Raw genomic sequence first — 17114 nt, forward strand, 5'->3', positions numbered from 1 at the left:
TTAATCTCTGCATAACGTTGAACCCGCACCAAGTCCATCGTCCGGAACGGCAGAATTCCTCGTGCGGGCTAGGAGCTTTTGATCCGGGGAAGCAGCCATGCTGCGACGCGAGAGACAGCATCGGCCACTTCTTCCGTACCCATGATGTGGACGTCCGGCCTCTCCGGTGGTTCGTATGGTGAATCGAGACCGGTAAAGTTCTTGATCTTGCCAGCAAGCGCCGCTGCGTAGAGGCCTTTCGGGTCGCGCCGTATACATTCCTCGAGCGATGTATCCATGAATATCTCGACGAATTCATCTGCGCCGACCAGTTCACGCAAGCTATCCCGTTCGGCCCGGAACGGTGAAATGAAGCAGCAAATAACGATCAGCCCGGCGTTCAGGAGCAGCCTTGCAAGTTCGCCGACCCGTCTGATGTTCTCAACGCGATCGGCATCGGTAAATCCAAGGTCGCGATTCAGGCCATGTCTGACGTTATCGCCATCGAGCAAAAACGTGTGGTATCCGAGATCGTGTAGGATTTTTTCGAGCTGATTGGCAATCGTGGATTTTCCGGACCCGGGCAATCCCGTGAACCAGAGAATAGTCGGCTTTTGCTGTTTAAGGGCCGCATGCTGCGCCTTGCCGATCAAATGCTCATGGTGGTGGATATTGGTCGCACGGCGAAGCGGAAACGATATCATGCCGGCGCCGGCCGTTGCGTTGGTGAAACGGTCGATCAGGATGAAAGATCCTGTCCTCCGGTTGTCCGCATAGGGATCGAAAACCAGCGGCGCCGAGGTCGAGATGTTGCAGGTTCCAATCTCGTTGAGGCCCAACGTTCTGGCGGCTCTCTGATCGAGCGTGTTGACGTCGATCTGATGTTTCAGCGTTGTGATACGCGCCGGAATCTTTTGGGTGCCGGATTTCAGAAGATAGGATCGTCCCGGCAGCATCGGACTGTCATCCATCCAGATTAGTTTGCATGCGAATTGATCAGCGACGGCCGGCCTGTTCTGCGGGTCCACCAAAACGTCCCCGCGCGTGATATCAATCTCGTCACCGAGCACGAGTGTGACCGAGTCGCCCGCCGCGGCCTGTTCGCGTTCGCCGTCGAACGTGACGATCCTTGAGACGGTCGTTTTGCGGCCCGATCGCGCGACCACGACATCGCCCCCGCGAACGACCGAACCGCCGGCGACGGTGCCGGCATAGCCACGAAAATCTGAATGCGGCCGGCTTACAAGCTGCACGGGAAATCGGAACGGCTGAGAATCGGAGCACGCGGAGATATCGATATGCTCAAGATGCTCGACGAGGGTAGGGCCCTCGTACCATGGCGTTAATGAGGAGCGGACGACGACATTTACGCCGAAACGGCCAGATATCGGAATTGCCGCCACGGAACGAAACTCCAGAGGCTCGGCGAACGCACGATAAGCCTCAACGATCCGGTCGAATGTCTCGCGCGAATAGCCGACGAGGTCCATCTTGTTGACGGCGAGCATGACGTGCCGGATGCCGAGCAGCGAGCAGATGAAACCGTGCCGTTTCGTCTGGGTCAGGAGGCCTTTGCGGGCATCGACGAGAATGATTGCAATATCGGCCGCCGAGGCTCCGGTGGCCATGTTGCGCGTGTATTGTTCGTGTCCCGGTGTGTCCGCGACAATGAAGCTGCGGTTTCGGGTAGCGAAGAACCGATAGGCGACGTCGATTGTGATGCCTTGCTCGCGTTCGGCTTCAAGACCATCCAGCAGAAGCGCGAGATCGACGTCCTCGCCGTTTGTGCCGTACCGAGCCGAGTCGCGCTCGACGGCGGACAATTGATCTTGAAAGATGGATTTCGAATCGAGAAGAAGGCGGCCGATCAGGGTCGATTTGCCGTCATCGACAGATCCGCAGGTCAGGAGGCGGAGCAATTCGCCTTCGCGCCTCCCGCTGCAATCGGGGGACTCGTTTGAAGGTGCAGTGGTCAGAAGTACCCCTCCCGCTTCTTTCGTTCCATCGATGCGGTTTCGTCGTAGTCGATAAGGCGTCCTTGACGCTCCGACATCATCGAACCCTGCATTTCAGCGATGATATCGTCGACGTTCGCAGCTCGCGATTCCATCGCGCCGGTCAATGGATAACATCCCAATGTTCGGAACCTGACGGGCAGCATTTCCGGTATTTCGCCGCGATTCAAGGGCATTCGTTCATCATCCCGCATGATGAGGGCGCCTGAGCGACGGACGATAGGTCTTGATTTGGAGAAGTAGAGCGGGACGACTGGGATCTGCTCCAGCTTGATGTAGGTCCAGACATCCAGTTCGGTCCAGTTCGACAGCGGAAAAATCCTGAGCGACTCGCCGTCCTTGATCCGGGTGTTGTACAGGTTCCAGAGTTCCGGGCGCTGGTTGCGTGGGTCCCACGCGTGGGAGGCGTTGCGGAACGAAAACACTCTTTCCTTGGCGCGGCTCTTTTCCTCGTCCCGGCGTGCGCCGCCAAAGGCAGCATCGAACTTCCACTTATCCAGCGCCTGCCGCAGCGCTTCTGTACTCATGACTTGCGCATGCGTGCTTGCTCCGGAGGCAATAGGATTGATGCCGCGGCGCAAGCCGTCTTCGTTGGTGTGGACCCGCAGCTCGATACCGAGCGCTTCCGCGATCAGATCGCGGAACGTGATCATGTCCTGAAAATCCCAGGTCGTCGCGATATGAAGGACGGGAAACGGCGGCTTGTCCGGGAAAAAAGCCTTTCGGGCGATATGGAGCATCGTCGTCGAATCTTTGCCGATCGAATACAAAAGGACCGGGTTTGTCATTTCGGCGACAACTTCGCGCATGATCTCGATCGACTCGGCTTCCAGCCGCCGCAGGTGGGGAGTGAGATCGCGCCCCCGCGGCGTATCCGCGCCCTGCCGCGCATAGCGCGAAATGATCTCCGCAAGCGGCGTCTCTGCCGTCTGTAGAGTGCGCGGCTGCAAGGCGTTGCGGACTGTCATGTGGCTTCGAGGCTTCTCATCTTGCGCGTCACAGTGAAGATTGTAGGTGCGATCCCCAGCATGGAGCGGCGCCCTACAAACGGAAAATCGAGAAATTTGATCGGAAAAAAACGAGACAAAAGATCAGGTAGAGGAATGCTTCGGGGCGCTCATTGCCAAACGAGAAAATCACAGCCAGGACTTCGGTCCGCGGATCGATGCGATGATTGCCGGCGCCGATATCGATGACAAGCTGTTTGTCGGGGTCGGCAAAACGCAAAACAGCGGCACGGTCATTGAAAGGGAACGTCGGCGCGAAGACCGTAATCCCCACCGCGCAGTAGGCCTTTCCGAGGATCTGCTTGAGCCGATATTTGACGATGTCGAGTTCGTCTGTCGCGTCGGGGGTTTCGATAAAATAGATTTTTCCGTTCCTGACCGGATAGTCCGCCGAACATGAGGAGCAGCAAAGAGACGACGGCGTGTCGACGAGATCAGCCCGGCATGCCGGGCACCAGAGCGCGCCGCGCACTTTCGCCAAACGTGCACTCTGCTGGAGGTCTGCTGGACCGGTCATCGCAACCCGCTCAACTCCACTGTTTCGTCGGCTGCGACACGTTTTCCTAGCTGACGCGGTCGGGGAAGTTCAGCCCGAATATCATAGAATCGTCCAGATCAGGAATATTTTGCAAATAGACTCATTCCGGCCTAATGAGGGGCCTGATCGGAGTTCGGGTTGCTGTCGGCGGCCGTGGTGAACCTATCACGACAGGAATATGGAGTGAGCGCGGAATCGGAGGATATAGGCGGGTCGCTAGTCTGGAAATTCTGGCGTGCTGCAGGCTACCTCCTGGTTGCCCTGAATATTGGTCTCTTCATTTTATTTTGCACGCGCGGTCTCGATCTGACCGACGAAGGCTTTTACCTGAACTGGATCAAGAACCCTTGGGAGTATTCCTTTTTTCTCACTGCGACTGGATTTTTCTTTCATCCTCTCGCGCTGATTTTTCCAGACAACGTCGTTGCTTGGCGATGGGCTGGCGGCGCGCTGCTTCTCGGTTCCGCCTTTGCATTTGGCTGTAGCATTCGATCGTATGTCTATCGATGGCTTCCCGAGAAGCCGGAATTACCGTTGTCGACCATTCTGGTTCTGTCCACGACGGTCCTGTTCTTCTATAGCTGGTGGCTGCCTTCTCCCGGATACAATCTGCTGAATCTTGCAGGATGTTTGTTGTTCGCGGCCGGTTTGCTGTTTAGCGCGGCCTTTGAGGATTCTGGCGTCGCCATTTATTGGCGTCTTGCGCGAAGTGCCGGATTGACGACGTTCGGTGCGGTTGCAATCTGGATGTCGCGACCTTCTACCGTCTTCCCAATGGCGCTGTTCGCTCTGATTTTTCTCGCAGTTCATCGACGACGTGGAGTTCTATGGTCGCTGATCCTTGCCGGTGTTCTGACGTTGGCTTTGAGCGCACTTATCGTTCTTGAAATTGGCGGAACGTTTCAGGGGCTGATTGAGCGTTATCAGCAGGGATTTGCAATCATCAGTCTGTTGCGACCTGATCTCCTTCCTTCGATCCAGGAGCAATTTCAACACACGTTCTCCAGATCGGAATGGGGACTTTTTCTCGGGGCAAGCTTGCTGAGCTTTGTGATTGTTCAAACAGCAACACGGAAGAATAACGACAGGGTGCGTGCTCATCTTGTTGTGCTTGGGTTGCTTGTGCTCATGAGCGGTGGCGTTGGGTTCCAACTGCTTGTTGATTCGGGCGGGCAATCGGTAGCAAAGCTGATCTCGTTGGGAACCGTGCTCGCTTTGCTGGCAGCGTATCTGCTTCAACGGAAGATGCCGGCAATCATTGCAAGCTCGCTTGTGGTTGTCGTGATGGGACTGCTCGCGTGGGGTTTATCTTCCATCCTCGCGATTGTTCTTTTGGTATCTTTCCTGCTTGTCTTGATAGGTTGGTTCGATACGGATCGGGCTAAAGCGGCCTGGACGGCGATGCTGCTTTGTTGGATCCCGATCTTCTTCGGAATCGGAAGTAGCAACGATATCGATCTGATGGCGGGCCTTACTGCAGTCTTCTGGATTTCGACTGCGCTTTTTCTCGTTGTTGTTCTGTTTCCAACCGCTCAATTTTCTCTTACGACATGGATAAGTGTCGGATTTTCTTGCGCGACGGTTGTCGCACTTGTGGTAGCTTCATTTAAGCCTTACCGGCTGGTACACTCTCTTTGGGCACAGAATGAGTGCGTTGCCATTGGCGAATCAACTCTTCCTATCTGTCTGGATCGCGCATCTGTTGCCTATTTTCGCGGTACAAAGGGAGCGGCATACGCCGCCGGCTTTACCAAAGGGACACCGGTGATCGACCTGACGGGAACGTCTCCCTCGACGATCTTTTTTCTGGAGGGATTGCCGATCGGTTCAGCCTGGTTGCTGGGCGGGTATCCGAAAAGCGAAGAGTTCACAAGAAGAGCGCTTGAAACCGTACCGCGCGATCAGCTCGGCCGTGCTTGGGTTCTAACGGCGCCGAAGGGGCACCAGTCGATTCCAGACACAGTGATGAAATCTCTGGGTTTGAATTTTCCTCTCGATTACCAAGAAGTTGTTCGAAGCGGAACGGAATACGAAAACGAAACGCATGTTCTTTGGAAACCGAATCTCAAATAGATTGATTTCGGAAGCCAAGTCGTGAGAAAGACGGCGCGGAAAAATCTCACGCGGCGCTGCTTATCACATTGACGTTCCGGGCGGTCACGAAACCGCGATTTTGAATTGATAATGCTCGGTAGGGTTGGATGGCGTTTAAACGTAGCTTTCAGAACTGGCAATTGTTCCACGCTTTGAGTCGATCATGTCGGCCGTGGTCAGGGTAGCGCCATGCTGGCATCGTGCCATCGCTTGATGTTGCCGCAGACGCGCCTGCTCGTGCCGTTATGTTCCCGTCGTCGGAGCGCGGCGAAACCGGAAAGAGCTTCTGCTTCTGCGCCGCGGCCGGCGTGCGTATCGTCGTCTCTTGCGTCGTCTTGACGACCCCCTTCTGATTCTGGATCGGGATTCTGTTGGATCGCTCCGAGCGCCTCCCACAACGAGAGCAAGTTCAAGTTCCGTAGCCTGCTGCGGCTGGCGGCCGACGGTATCATTCGAGCCTACCTCCGCACGCCTATGGGACTGCAAATATCACATTGTGTGGGTGGCGAAGTATCGATTTTCAGTATTGCGTGGGGATGTCGGCCTTCGTGCCCGGGAGTTGTTGCGGGAAATTGCCTTGAGCCATGAGATGGTTATTCCCACCGGGGCGATAAACCGGGATCAGGTCCATCTGTTGTTGTCGATCCCACCGCATCTGTCGGTCTCCCGTGCGGTGCAATATCTCAAAGACAAGAGTTCTCACAAGCTCCTGATGGAGTATCAATCGCTCAGGAAGCGATAGTGGGGGCAGCTATGGGGCAGGGGATATTGGGTTTAGTAACCCGAAGCCACCGGCTTTAGCCGGTGGAGCGCTCACAGCCGGATCGATTCATCATCGATCCAACTCCATCAAATGCCGGGACTGAACACCCAGCACTCATTTCGGCAGTTTTTTAATTGATCGTCTCAACGGGATTTGCTTTGATTGGCGTCGGCGGCTACATCGCGCCTCCTCATGAGATCTTTAAGGATCGCTGCTGTTCAGCCTTCCTAAGCGCTTGCCAACCATGTGCTTGAGCCTGCCTATGCACCGTGCTTATCGGACGCAGCGGAGGAATTTATCGTTGAACGCCTCGTGCGACTGCTCGAGTGTATTCGGCCGGTTATTGCTCACTGAAGCGAGCGCGATCGCCTCTTCAGCCAAGCGGGTTATTCTCAGTGCGGCATTTAGGAAGAGCTCGTTCACATTTTACAGCAGGTGAACTGAAGATATGGTATCTCTACAGCCGATAGCACTGGTCACTGGCGCTGATGGCTTTGTTGGACGCTTTGTTTCTGCGGGGCTCGCAAGTGTTGGTTGGCGCGTTCGGCGTGCTATAAGATCAATCCCGTCAGGCCCCTTAGACGCAGATATTTTCGTGGGGCGTGAACTGGCATCTTCCACGAATTGGCAAGATGCATTGCGGGGCGTGCGAGCCGTGGTCCATACAGCAGCGCGCGCCCATTTACCGACCCACGTTCAAGAGCGCGAGCGTGATCTCTATATGTCTGTCAATGTTGACGGAACCTTGCACCTGGCCCGGTGCGCTGCCGACGCGGGGGTTCGCGATTTCGTCTTCTTAAGTAGCATAGCAGTTAATGGCAGCACAACCGATCACCGGAGTCCGTTTACAGAAGGCGACGTTGAGGCTCCAACTAACATCTACGGTCAATCCAAGGCTGCCGCTGAAGCTGGCTTGGCGAGACGATCAGTATCGACGACGATGCGCGTGACCGCGATTCGCCCGCCCATGATTTACGGCGCTGGGGCGCGCGGCAATTTCCGGCGGCTTGCGAGGGCCGTAGAGGCCGGACTTCCATTGCCGTTTGGCCTGGTTAGAAATCGCCGCGCGTTCTTGGGGATCGACAATTTAGTTTCGTTCGTCGTGCATCGACTAAATATGCTAGGCGGATCGAATTTCGAGACTTTTCTCCTGGCTGACGATCCCGCACTATCGACATCCGCCTTTATTCGGGAGTTGGGTCGAGCGCAGGGACGGCGAGCGCGCATCTTTCCTTTTCCCGTTGCCCTCCTGCGCGCCTCATTGTCGCCGCTCGGTTTGGGTGATGCGCTGATAAGTAGTTTGGAGCTGGATACTGCCAAGGCACGCGCCAGTGGGTGGCATGCCGAGGTAGGTTTAGCTGAAGGCCTCATCCGAGCGACCAAGGGGCTTGCTCCGATGGACGTCCTTCATGACAACATAGTGCCGCTAATATAAGCGACTTGCAGAGTGATGAAGCGAGCTTTCGATATTGCCTTGAGTGCGCTGGCCCTCATCGCTATTGGCTGGTTGATTGTGTTGCTGATTGTTGTGGTCCGGCTTTCATCTCCCGGGCCCGGTCTGTTCGTGCAGGAGCGCGTGGGACGGACACGCAAGAATTTCGTTTGTTATAAGCTTCGTACGATGTACGTGGAGACACCCTCAGCGGCCACGCACCATACCAGCTTATCTGCGGTCACGGGACCGGGCCGGTTGCTCCGCCGGTTTAAGGTTGACGAACTTCCCCAGCTTTGGAATGTTCTCAAGGGCGACATGAGTTTCGTCGGCCCGCGACCATGCCTGCCGATCCAGCGGGAGCTCATTGACGAACGGCAAAAGCGCGGCGTCTTCGATCTTCGCCCCGGCATCACTGGACTCGCTCAGGTCCAGGGCATTGACATGTCTCAGCCCGAGCGTCTCGCTGAGATGGACGCCACTTATAAGAGGGAACAGAGTTTTGTGTTTGATCTCCGCCTGATCGCACAAACCATGATGGGAAGAGGAATCGGAGATCGCATTCGCTGCTGAGCAAGCTTCTAATCCTGGGAGGATCAACACTACCAGGCCCGGCGCTGGATATTGTTTAAGCGTTTTTTCTTGAAGAAATCCGTTGATGAGGCTAAATACACCCAGATATGGCTGCTGAAAGCATGTTTTCATTTTGCTGATTTCTTTTTTGCAAACCATATGAAAGAGAAATCAGTCTGGCCGAAATGACCTTATCTGCGGCACTATTGTTTGATGGGCGTTCGCCGTTGGCATCGCGGTCGTTGCGAACTGTATACGCAGCTCTCGTCGGCCTATACCTTTTTGCAATGGCATGGGTATGGGGTGGGATCATCCATTCAACCGGAAGTAAATATATCGGGTTGGTCCCCATTCAAGCGGTAGGATTTGCCGTAACCGTTGGCGTTTTATTCGCTTTTGTTTTTCCGCGCTTTCGGCATGTCATCGAATTCCGCTTACCTATTTCGAGCAACGCAATAGCGATCTGGCTTGTTGTTCTGGTCACAGCGCTCATTGTATTGCACTGGGTAGCGCTCGGGCGCATACCGCTCCTGGCAGCCTTCGCGGTTGACGATGTGATGCAGGTTGCATTGATACGTGACAGCATCCACCGCACGGGAATCCCGCTGCTGGGCTATATTCCAACCCTCACGATCTGGAGCGGCATTCCGGTTCTTGGAATCTATTTCATTCATCGGCGCCAATACAAGCTGTCCTGGCTCATACTGTTCGTCGGCTTCTTATATGCACTGTCATTGATGCAAAAAAGCTATCCGCTCATCGTGCTGGCGCCGCCTGCGTTATACTGCCTTTTGACTCGTCGATTGGTTCGCATGGCATTGATCGTTTCGATGGCCGCGGCGGGCGTGCTTATCCTTTTTTTTATCGCGAATCCTCATCTTAGGCCAACGTCTCAAAGTTTCCCGTCTGGGCAATATTCCCTCGCGCATAAACAGGGCCAGTTAAGTAAAGTCGTTGGGACAACGACTACTTCCTTGCTTGATCGCGTTTTCCTGCTGCCCGGTGACGTCGTGGCGCAATGGTTTTCCACTTTCCCGGCGAAGATTGGCTATGAGAAGGGATGTGGCTATCGGTTTTTTGCTCCGTTACTTGGCTGCAAGTTTGTGAACAATCCCGAACGGCTCTATGCATTGTATTATCCCGAACAGTATCGCACTGGCGTGCAGGGAACTTATAACGCGGCCCACTTCGCCGAGGAATATGCCAATTTCGGTCCGATAGGGCTATTGTTGTCCGGAATTCTTGCCGCTGTTGCGCTGGCTATGGCGGCAATCGCAACCTGCCGGGCAGGATTGTCTGCCGCCATCGCTTTGAATCTGCCTGCCATTATGGCTTTGACGTCGGCCGCTCTGCACACGACGCTGCTGAGCGGAGGATGGTTGACGGTCATGATATTGGCCTATGCCTTGTACCCGCCCGGCGCGCCCGCCCTGCGAGAAAATTTGCGCAAACCGGAAAAGATCCGGAGCGACGCTGGGGACGATTTCAGCGACGCGGGACAGGCCACCGAAGCTTTCTGATTTTCAGGGTCTGCGCACCACATGAAAGCAGAGCAAGATGTAGACGCAATAGGCAAGCGTTTGCGCGCCTGCCAGACAAATGATCGACTGAAATAGGGAAAGGCTGCCGATCTGCGTCAGCAACAGCCAGCTCGTGAGGCCTAAAAACATCGTGCCGTCGAAGACGTATTTGAACTTCATTTTCTCGCGCACAATCAGGACTCGGCTGATCGGAGATGCAACGAACTGCGTACAAATGACAGGGATAAAATAAAGCGCCAATTGTCCGCTGAGCAGCCACTTACCGCCGTAGACGTGTTGCGTGAAAAGCCAGAAAGCGACTGCCGCCGCCGGCATCACGATCACTGAAAAGCCCGTCAAGAGGATGCTGAGCTGCGCCATCTGATTGAAGATCGCCTCATGATCGCGGCGGCGCGCGATCTGCCCCTGGAAGACGTCAGCGGCCACCGTGCCGATCAATGCGATTGGAATACCGAAAATCCGTTGCACCAGCCAATAGGCTCCCGCGACGTCCAGGCCGTAAAGCGGTACGATGACCACCGCGAGGCCTTCGGTCATCAGGAAGTCCACAAGGCTCGAAGGCAATGCAATCTTGGTATAGTGGCCGTAGCGCCTGAAGGGGAGCGGGCCCAGGAGGCTAAAGAAACGGCCCGGAGCGAGCAACCTGAGCCTTAGGTCAAGTTTGTTGAGGATGATCTGGACGCCGATCAGGCGAGAAACAAATTCCGCAATCAGCAAGGAAAAAGCCGATGGCCAAATCAGGCCAAGTCCGATCTGAAGCACCTGTCGCGATACCATCGCGGCGTTGCGGGACAGATAGACCTGTGGGTAGTTCCTGGCGCGAATTCCCCACGACTGCAGAAACAATCCGAAGCCAATTATCACCGCAACAGGCACGGCCAGCAGTGCCACATACCGATTGAGCTTGACGGCAGTATAAAGGTCTTGTGGTACGACGACAGCGGCTACCGCCGCGACAACCCCCCACGCGAGAATCAGGGTCAGCGAGAAGCGCAACAACAGATCTGCCACCTTTTCCGAATGCTCATTGATGACAGCCCATTCCAGTTTGAGACCGCCATAGGTTCCCACAAGGTTGGCGCAGAAGAAGGCGACCGCGAATAGACCGAAATCGGCGGGTGTATAGAAAATGATGGCCAGCGGCGTCAGCGCCAGCGACACTCCGTAACCAATAAGCTGGATGACAATGCTGCGCGAAAAAATCGCGGCATTTTTGGAGCGAACGAACTGGCGAAAGCGGTCGGCTATGGACAAAGCGTGGCCATCTGTTGCGAGGAACCCGCTCCAATACGCTATTATCGGTTCCTTTTTAACCCCCATCGACCGGCAGGCCGACTTGCGTTAAGAACCGATCGCAAAAATTCAGCGACGCCGGTAATGGTGCGGCGTCGGATGCGGTCTGCCCTCGCTACCATTGAAAGTCATAAGATCGCTTAAGATGAAGATCGCCCACCTGACCTCGGTCCATCCGCGCCACGATACCCGTATTTTTTTAAAACAGTGCCGTAGCCTTGCGGCCAACGGATATGATGTCACGCTGATCGTTGCCGACGGCAAGGGCGACGAGCTACGTGACAATGTGCGGATCATCGACGCTGGCGTATCGAGCGGTCGCCTGGACCGGGCGCTTCGAGCGTCGCGGCGGGTTCTGCAGCGCGCTATCGAGGCCGATGCGGCACTTTATCATTTACATGATCCCGAGTTGCTGCCAATAGGCATCGTTCTGAAGCGGCGCGGTAAGCGCGTGATTTTCGATTCTCACGAGGACATTCCTCGGGACATTCTGACCAAGCCGTATATTCCGACGGGATTGCGGCCCCTTGTTTCTCGCTCCGTCGCCACCGTGGAACGCATGATTTGTCGTCGCCTGGATGGCGTCATTGCCGCGACGCCCTTCATCCGCGATAATTATCGCGCGATGGGCATCCGCTGCATCGATATCAATAATTTCCCAATGCTGGGCGAACTGGAGACGGAAGCAGGCTGGAACAACAAGAAAAATGAGGTGTGCTATATCGGTGGAATGGCCCTCAACCGAGGCATTCTCGAAATTATTCGCGCTATGGAATTTTTGCAATCGCAAACGAAACTAAATCTCGCCGGCCAGTTGATCAATACTGCCGTAGGTTCTCTCTCCCTACGAGAGATTGGATGGTCCAAGGTTAATGCTCTCGGGTTTTTGAACCGAGATGGTGTGAGGCGAGTGCTCGAGCGCTCGGTGGCGGGGCTCGTTACGCTGCATCCGGTCGACACATTCTTAGATTCCCTGCCGATTAAAATGTTTGAATATATGTCGGCGGGAATTCCCGTCATCGCATCGAACTTTCCGCTCTGGCGTGAAATTGTTGAAGGTCATGAGTGTGGGATTCTCGTCAATCCGCTTGATCCATTGAGCATTGCGGCGGCGATCGATCGGTTGGTCGACAATCCAGACATGGCACGCAAGATGGGCGAGAACGGTCGCGGAGCCGTCAAGAAGAGTTACAACTGGCACATCGAAGAAGAGAAACTACTCGGATTTTACGCGACGATCACCACTTGAATCGAGTCTTCTGACCTGTGAAAGAATGACACGCGATACAGAGAGGGTGTGAAGTACGTCGGCCTCCGTGGATGTGCTCATGATCAAGTCTCGAAATTTCTGTCGCGGTAGTTGATTAGGTCTGCGACGGTCGCGTTTTTTCGATCCAATCGATATAGTTGCGAGCGATTGTATCGTAGCTGAACGTGTCCGCGACGTAGGTCTTGCCCTTGGCGCCCATTTCGACTCGTTGCTGTGGTGTCATGTCAATCATGGCGCGCAACGCATTTGCGATTGCGGCTGGCTCATCAGAGCCGGTGACGATTCCGCAGTTCGCGAGTGCGATCGGATCGTGCGGGGCATGAATGGGCAGGACAATCGGTATCCCGGCCTGCATGAAGTCGATCGTCTTGTTAAAACTGGTGCCATGTTTGTAAACATTGCGATTGTCGCGCTTACCCGAATATCCGATGTCGCTTTGGCTCGTTAACCAGCGTGACTCTGCGTTCGGCACTGAATTGAAGAATGCCACATTTGTGGCGCCTTGCGATTTTGCTTGTTCTTTCAAGGTCTCGGTCATTCCGCCATTCCCGACCAGAAGCGCGGCGAACCGATCGCGGTATCCGTCGGCATTTAGCGATGCTATCGCGTCCAGCAAGCGATCGAGGGCGTTGGGGACACCTTGTGCACCCGGATGGATGATGACGATCCGATTCTCCTCCTTCCAAATTTTGATTTTTTGTGCTGCCGCGCGTCCTGTTTCAGTGGTGGGCGAGGCGGGTAAAGACTGCTGCTCTGACGCAAGACCATTCGGTACATGGACAAATTTGTTCGGACCAAGTCCCCTGACGAGCATGTGCTCTTCCGCCCCACCCAGTAGCGATGCGACGAGGTCTGAATTACGATAGGCAAATCGCTCGATAAGTCCGGTGAACAGCACGAATGGATGCAGTCTCGACGAGCCATTGATTTCCACAAGGGACAACGGCCACAGATCGCGCACCTCGAACGTCAGTTGCGCACTGAAGCGTTTGGCCAGGCGCGAGGCTGGCAGGATACCATAGGGAGGCGCCGAGGAGAGAATTATGGCGTCGGGCCTCTGTAACGTAGAGGGTATGCGAGATGGCAAACGCAACATATTGTAGCAGAAGTCAGCCATATTCTGCACACGGCTAAAGCCGTTGTCAGTGTAGCGACGTGCGTTGAGAGCGACATATTTGACGCCATCGACCTCAACTTGATCGGGAAGTGGTTTCAGCTCGTCCAGGAGGTGATGGAATCGCGCGACGAATATCGTTGTCTGATGACCCAAGGCTGCCCATGCGCGGCTTAGATGATAAGCTCTGCCAAATTTCCCGATACCGGGTCCACCAGCGTAGTGATTGAAATACCAGATGTTCATTGTGTTCTAAATTTAGAGTTACCAGGTCGAATGTGCGTTGCTGGCCAAGATTTCCGCAATCCGGCCCGCGGCATTGCCGTCGCCATAGGGCTGGGCGGGTTGACCTCTGCGGCCGATGGCTTCGGTAATGGCGCCGGCAATGTCGCCGCTGCACGGCGGAGCCAATCGGTTCCACCCGAGTTCGATCAGTTCGACCCATTCGGTCTCTTCACGCAGGACGATACAGGGCACTTCGTAGAAAAAAGCTTCCTTCTGCACACCGCCTGAATCGGTTGCGATCACTGCGGCCTGGGACTCCAGCGCCAGCATGTCGAGATAGCCCAATGGCTCGACGGTCTTGACAGCATCGAAGGCTTTCCCGGCATGGGCCAAAGCATTGCGGGTGCGCGGATGCAATGGCAGTACCACGGGCATCTGCGACGCCACTGCTTCGAGACCGTCAACAAGCGCAGTCAGGTTTTCGTTGTTATCGGTGTTCTCGGCGCGGTGAATGGTTGCAAGTACAAATTCCCCGGTTCTGAGGCCGAGCTGGTCAAGCATCGTGCTTTGTGATTTCGCGCGCTCGGCAAAAAGCAGTGCAGCGTCCAACATGACATCGCCAACCTGGTGAATCTTATCCATGCTTACGCCCTCGCGCATCAGGTTCTGGGTACTGACATCGGTTGTGCTGAACAAGGTTATGGCGAGATGGTCGGCTATGATACGGTTGACTTCTTCCGGCATCGCACGATTGAACGAGCGCAATCCCGCCTCTACATGTGCGACAGGAACGTGTAGTTTCGCTGCGGCAAGTGCGCCGGCGAGGGTCGAGTTCGTGTCGCCATAAACAAGTACAACATCGGGCTTTAACTCTTGAAGCAGCGGCTCGAGCTTTTGCAGCATGCCACCGGTCATGGCCCCGTGACCGCCGCCGTTTACCTCAAGCAGATAGTCTGGCTTTGCGATATCAAGTTCGGCAAAGAAGACGTCCGACATGTTTGTATCGAAGTGCTGTCCAGTGTGTACCAGAATTTCCCGCACGCGTCCGGTTTTTCGCAGAGCACGGCTGACTGGCGCGACCTTGATGAACTGCGGGCGTGCGCCAACGACTGTGACAATGGTTTTCATGAATGTCTTTCGATTTATTGGCTGATTCGCCGGTCACGCCGCGACGCGGAAAGCATCCTCCCACAGCGCAAGGCTGTAAAGCCGCCACCGGCTCCGCTTATCGAGTCGGCGATATTGCGATTTGAGGCGACTTGCAACAGTCAGCTCACGTACGAGAGGGGAGGCAAGAACCGCCTTTTCCATTTCATCGTGATGGGCGCGCTGCCACAGTTCGTCGGGAGCTTCAAAGCCGAACTTGTTCTTCCGCCAGACGATGGCATCCGGCATGCGATTATCCATGACTTGGCGCAATATCCATTTGGTCCAGCCATCGTTCATTTTCATGCTTTGCCGCAGCGACAGGCTGATTTCGACCAGGCGATAATCCAAGAACGGCAAGCGCGTTTCGATTGAGTGCGCCATCGAGTTCTTGTCTTCGTAGCGAAGCAAGACGGGCAGATTGGTGGATTCCATTTCAAGGCGCTGCAACTGGAACGAATCCCATTGTGCTTTTGCGAAAAGGGCCAGATGCGGCGGCGCAGCTCCATGTCGCCGGAAATAGGAATGGCGTCTTTTGTAGAATTCGTAACGCGCGGGTGCGATGAGTCCCGCAATCAGATATTTTGCAGTATTTCGCGCGCCCATCTTGCTGTTGTTGCGGCCCATCGCGCCGAGCGCCGAGAGCGTAGCGCGCATGCCGCGCTCGCGCAGCGAGGAAACGATATAGGCGGTATAGTATTTTTCGTAACCCAGCAGCGTTTCGTCGCCGCCCTGGCCATCGAGCAATACCGTGATGCCATTGGCGCGTGCGGTTCGCATTACAAAATGCTGCATGATGATGGACGGCCCACCAAACGGCTCTTCCTGGGTCCGCACGACAGATGGCAGGCTGTCTGCAAAGTCCTCGTAGCTGGGTTTTACGGTCAGCCAGTTCAGGTTTTGTTTGTCGACGACCATTTTGGCGAACGCGGACTCGTCGCTTTTGGGGTCTTCGCTGACCGCCGTGATTGCCGCGAACGCTTCGCCGCTATCGGTATGATAAAGATCCGAGGCGATGGTAGCGACGCTCGAACTGTCGAGGCCGCCGCTCAGACAGGTGCCGACCCGCACATCCGAGCGCAGCCGCAATCGTACCGCATTTTCAAAAGTATCGTTGAACGTTGCGAGGGCATCCCGCGCCGTCAACGCCGAGACGTCCGGGCGCTGCGGGATCGTATAATAGCGGCTCGTCGTGAAGCTGTTCGTTGTCAGATCATAAATACCACGATAACTGCCCGGTAGGCGTCTGACGCCTGCAAAGAAGGTCTGGTCGTTGAGTTCGGCTGCATCAGCGATGAGGTACGTGCGCAGGACGTCCATGTTTGCGCTTCGCGACCGGAGGAATGGCAACAGTTGGCGGATTTCAGATCCGAACGCAAAGACGTCGTCGGTCTCAATATAATAGAGTGGTTTTACGCCAAAGCGATCACGCGAGAGGAAGATTAGTTTGCGCCTGCGATCAAAGATGGCAAATGCCCACATGCCGTTGAAGCGTTGGACGCACTCCATCCCCCAATGATCGTAAGCCGCGAGAATCACCTCCGAGTCGGTATTGCTGGTAAAGGTATAACCAAACTCAGCCAGTTCCCGACGCAATTCGATATAGTTGTAGATTTCGCCGTTGAAGGTGAGAGTCAGCCCGGAATTGCCGTAATCCATGGGCTGGCGACCATGCTCGCTGAGATCGAGAATAGCGAGCCGGCGATGGCCGAACGCGAGAGAATGTTCAACCAGATAGCCGTCGCCATCAGGACCGCGGTGGGAAATACTGTCGGTCATCGCCGTAATCGTCTGCATTTCGGCATGTCTGCCGTCTCGGTGTACCATTCCTGCGATACCGCACATCGTGTCTGTCGTCCTATCGTCCTATTTTTTTAGATTATAGCTCGCTGGGCTGTTTCCGCGAACTTCAAGTCAGGCATTACGGCTGGGAAATCGGTTATAGCTAGAAATAAGCAAAGAAACACGAATTTAGAGCCTGATCCCATCGTCTGGCTTAATGGAACAGCGAGGAACGCGGATGTAGGCAATGCCGGGTCCGCCGTGCAGGTACGATAGAGTTCTATTGTATGGGCGGGGTACCCTCGGTTCTGCCGCGTCGTGAAGCTAGCGCTACATTGATGG

General features: G+C 55.2%; 12 protein-coding genes and 1 pseudogene. 7 read left to right on the forward strand and 6 right to left on the reverse strand.

Going from position 1 to position 17114, the window contains the following annotated elements; all coding sequences use genetic code 11:
* Positions 1-68: 68 nt before the first annotated feature.
* Together cysN and cysD are read right to left on the reverse strand one after the other, a co-directional pair.
* Complete coding sequence (cysN, locus tag ACMDCM_RS02870) at positions 69-1955, reverse strand: sulfate adenylyltransferase subunit CysN (RefSeq protein WP_412774645.1); 1887 nt, start codon at positions 1953-1955, stop codon at positions 69-71.
* On the reverse strand, positions 1952-2962 hold the full coding sequence (cysD, locus tag ACMDCM_RS02875; RefSeq protein WP_412772160.1) for a sulfate adenylyltransferase subunit CysD: 1011 nt from the start codon (positions 2960-2962) through the stop codon (positions 1952-1954). The genes cysN and cysD overlap by 4 nt, the downstream gene beginning before the upstream one ends.
* A 202-nt stretch (positions 2963-3164) precedes the next feature.
* Here cysD and ACMDCM_RS02880 point away from each other — a divergent pair, with 202 nt between their 5' ends.
* The 6 genes and pseudogenes from ACMDCM_RS02880 to ACMDCM_RS02905 all read left to right on the forward strand — a co-directional run bounded on the left by ACMDCM_RS02880 (position 3165) and on the right by ACMDCM_RS02905 (position 9921).
* Positions 3165-3401 carry a hypothetical protein gene (locus ACMDCM_RS02880; RefSeq protein WP_412772161.1) on the forward strand — a complete coding sequence of 79 codons (237 nt, stop codon included), beginning with the start codon at positions 3165-3167 and terminating at the stop codon, positions 3399-3401.
* 276 nt (positions 3402-3677) lie between these two features.
* On the forward strand, positions 3678-5612 hold the full coding sequence (locus ACMDCM_RS02885; protein ID WP_412772162.1) for a hypothetical protein: 1935 nt from the start codon (positions 3678-3680) through the stop codon (positions 5610-5612).
* A 484-nt stretch (positions 5613-6096) separates the two neighbouring features.
* Positions 6097-6372 (forward strand): annotated as a pseudogene (gene tnpA, locus ACMDCM_RS02890) (IS200/IS605 family transposase); the annotation flags it as partial.
* A 472-nt stretch (positions 6373-6844) separates the two neighbouring features.
* Positions 6845-7831 carry an NAD-dependent epimerase/dehydratase family protein gene (locus ACMDCM_RS02895; RefSeq protein ID WP_412772164.1) on the forward strand — a complete coding sequence of 329 codons (987 nt, stop codon included), beginning with the start codon at positions 6845-6847 and terminating at the stop codon, positions 7829-7831.
* Positions 7832-7846: 15 nt separating this feature from the next.
* A complete protein-coding gene (locus ACMDCM_RS02900) occupies positions 7847-8401 on the forward strand; it encodes a sugar transferase (protein ID WP_412772165.1) in 555 nt (184 codons plus the stop codon).
* 185 nt (positions 8402-8586) lie between these two features.
* Entirely contained in the window at positions 8587-9921 is a 1335-nt protein-coding gene (locus ACMDCM_RS02905) for a hypothetical protein (protein ID WP_412772166.1), read from the forward strand.
* A 3-nt stretch (positions 9922-9924) separates the two neighbouring features.
* On the opposite strand, the gene ACMDCM_RS02910 is transcribed toward ACMDCM_RS02905, so the two are convergent.
* Positions 9925-11196, reverse strand: coding sequence for a lipopolysaccharide biosynthesis protein (locus ACMDCM_RS02910; protein ID WP_412772167.1), 1272 nt, complete (start codon positions 11194-11196; stop codon positions 9925-9927).
* Positions 11197-11380: 184 nt separating this feature from the next.
* Between ACMDCM_RS02910 and ACMDCM_RS02915 the strand changes: the two genes are divergently transcribed.
* A complete protein-coding gene (locus tag ACMDCM_RS02915) occupies positions 11381-12484 on the forward strand; it encodes a glycosyltransferase family 4 protein (protein ID WP_412772168.1) in 1104 nt (367 codons plus the stop codon).
* Positions 12485-12599: 115 nt separating this feature from the next.
* Here ACMDCM_RS02915 and ACMDCM_RS02920 read toward each other — a convergent pair whose 3' ends face one another.
* The 3 genes from ACMDCM_RS02920 to asnB are packed head-to-tail and all read right to left on the reverse strand — an operon-like array spanning position 12600 to position 16835.
* Positions 12600-13865, reverse strand: a complete 1266-nt coding sequence (locus ACMDCM_RS02920) for a glycosyltransferase family 4 protein (protein ID WP_412772169.1) — start codon at positions 13863-13865, stop codon at positions 12600-12602.
* A gap of 18 nt (positions 13866-13883) precedes the next feature.
* Positions 13884-14972, reverse strand: a complete 1089-nt coding sequence (gene wecB, locus ACMDCM_RS02925) for a non-hydrolyzing UDP-N-acetylglucosamine 2-epimerase (protein WP_412772170.1) — start codon at positions 14970-14972, stop codon at positions 13884-13886.
* Between the two features lie 33 nt (positions 14973-15005).
* Positions 15006-16835, reverse strand: a complete 1830-nt coding sequence (gene asnB / locus ACMDCM_RS02930) for an asparagine synthase (glutamine-hydrolyzing) (RefSeq protein WP_412772171.1) — start codon at positions 16833-16835, stop codon at positions 15006-15008.
* Positions 16836-17114: the final 279 nt, after the last annotated feature.

The organism is Nitrobacter sp., from assembly GCF_047149785.1.
Lineage (GTDB): Bacteria > Pseudomonadota > Alphaproteobacteria > Rhizobiales > Xanthobacteraceae > Nitrobacter.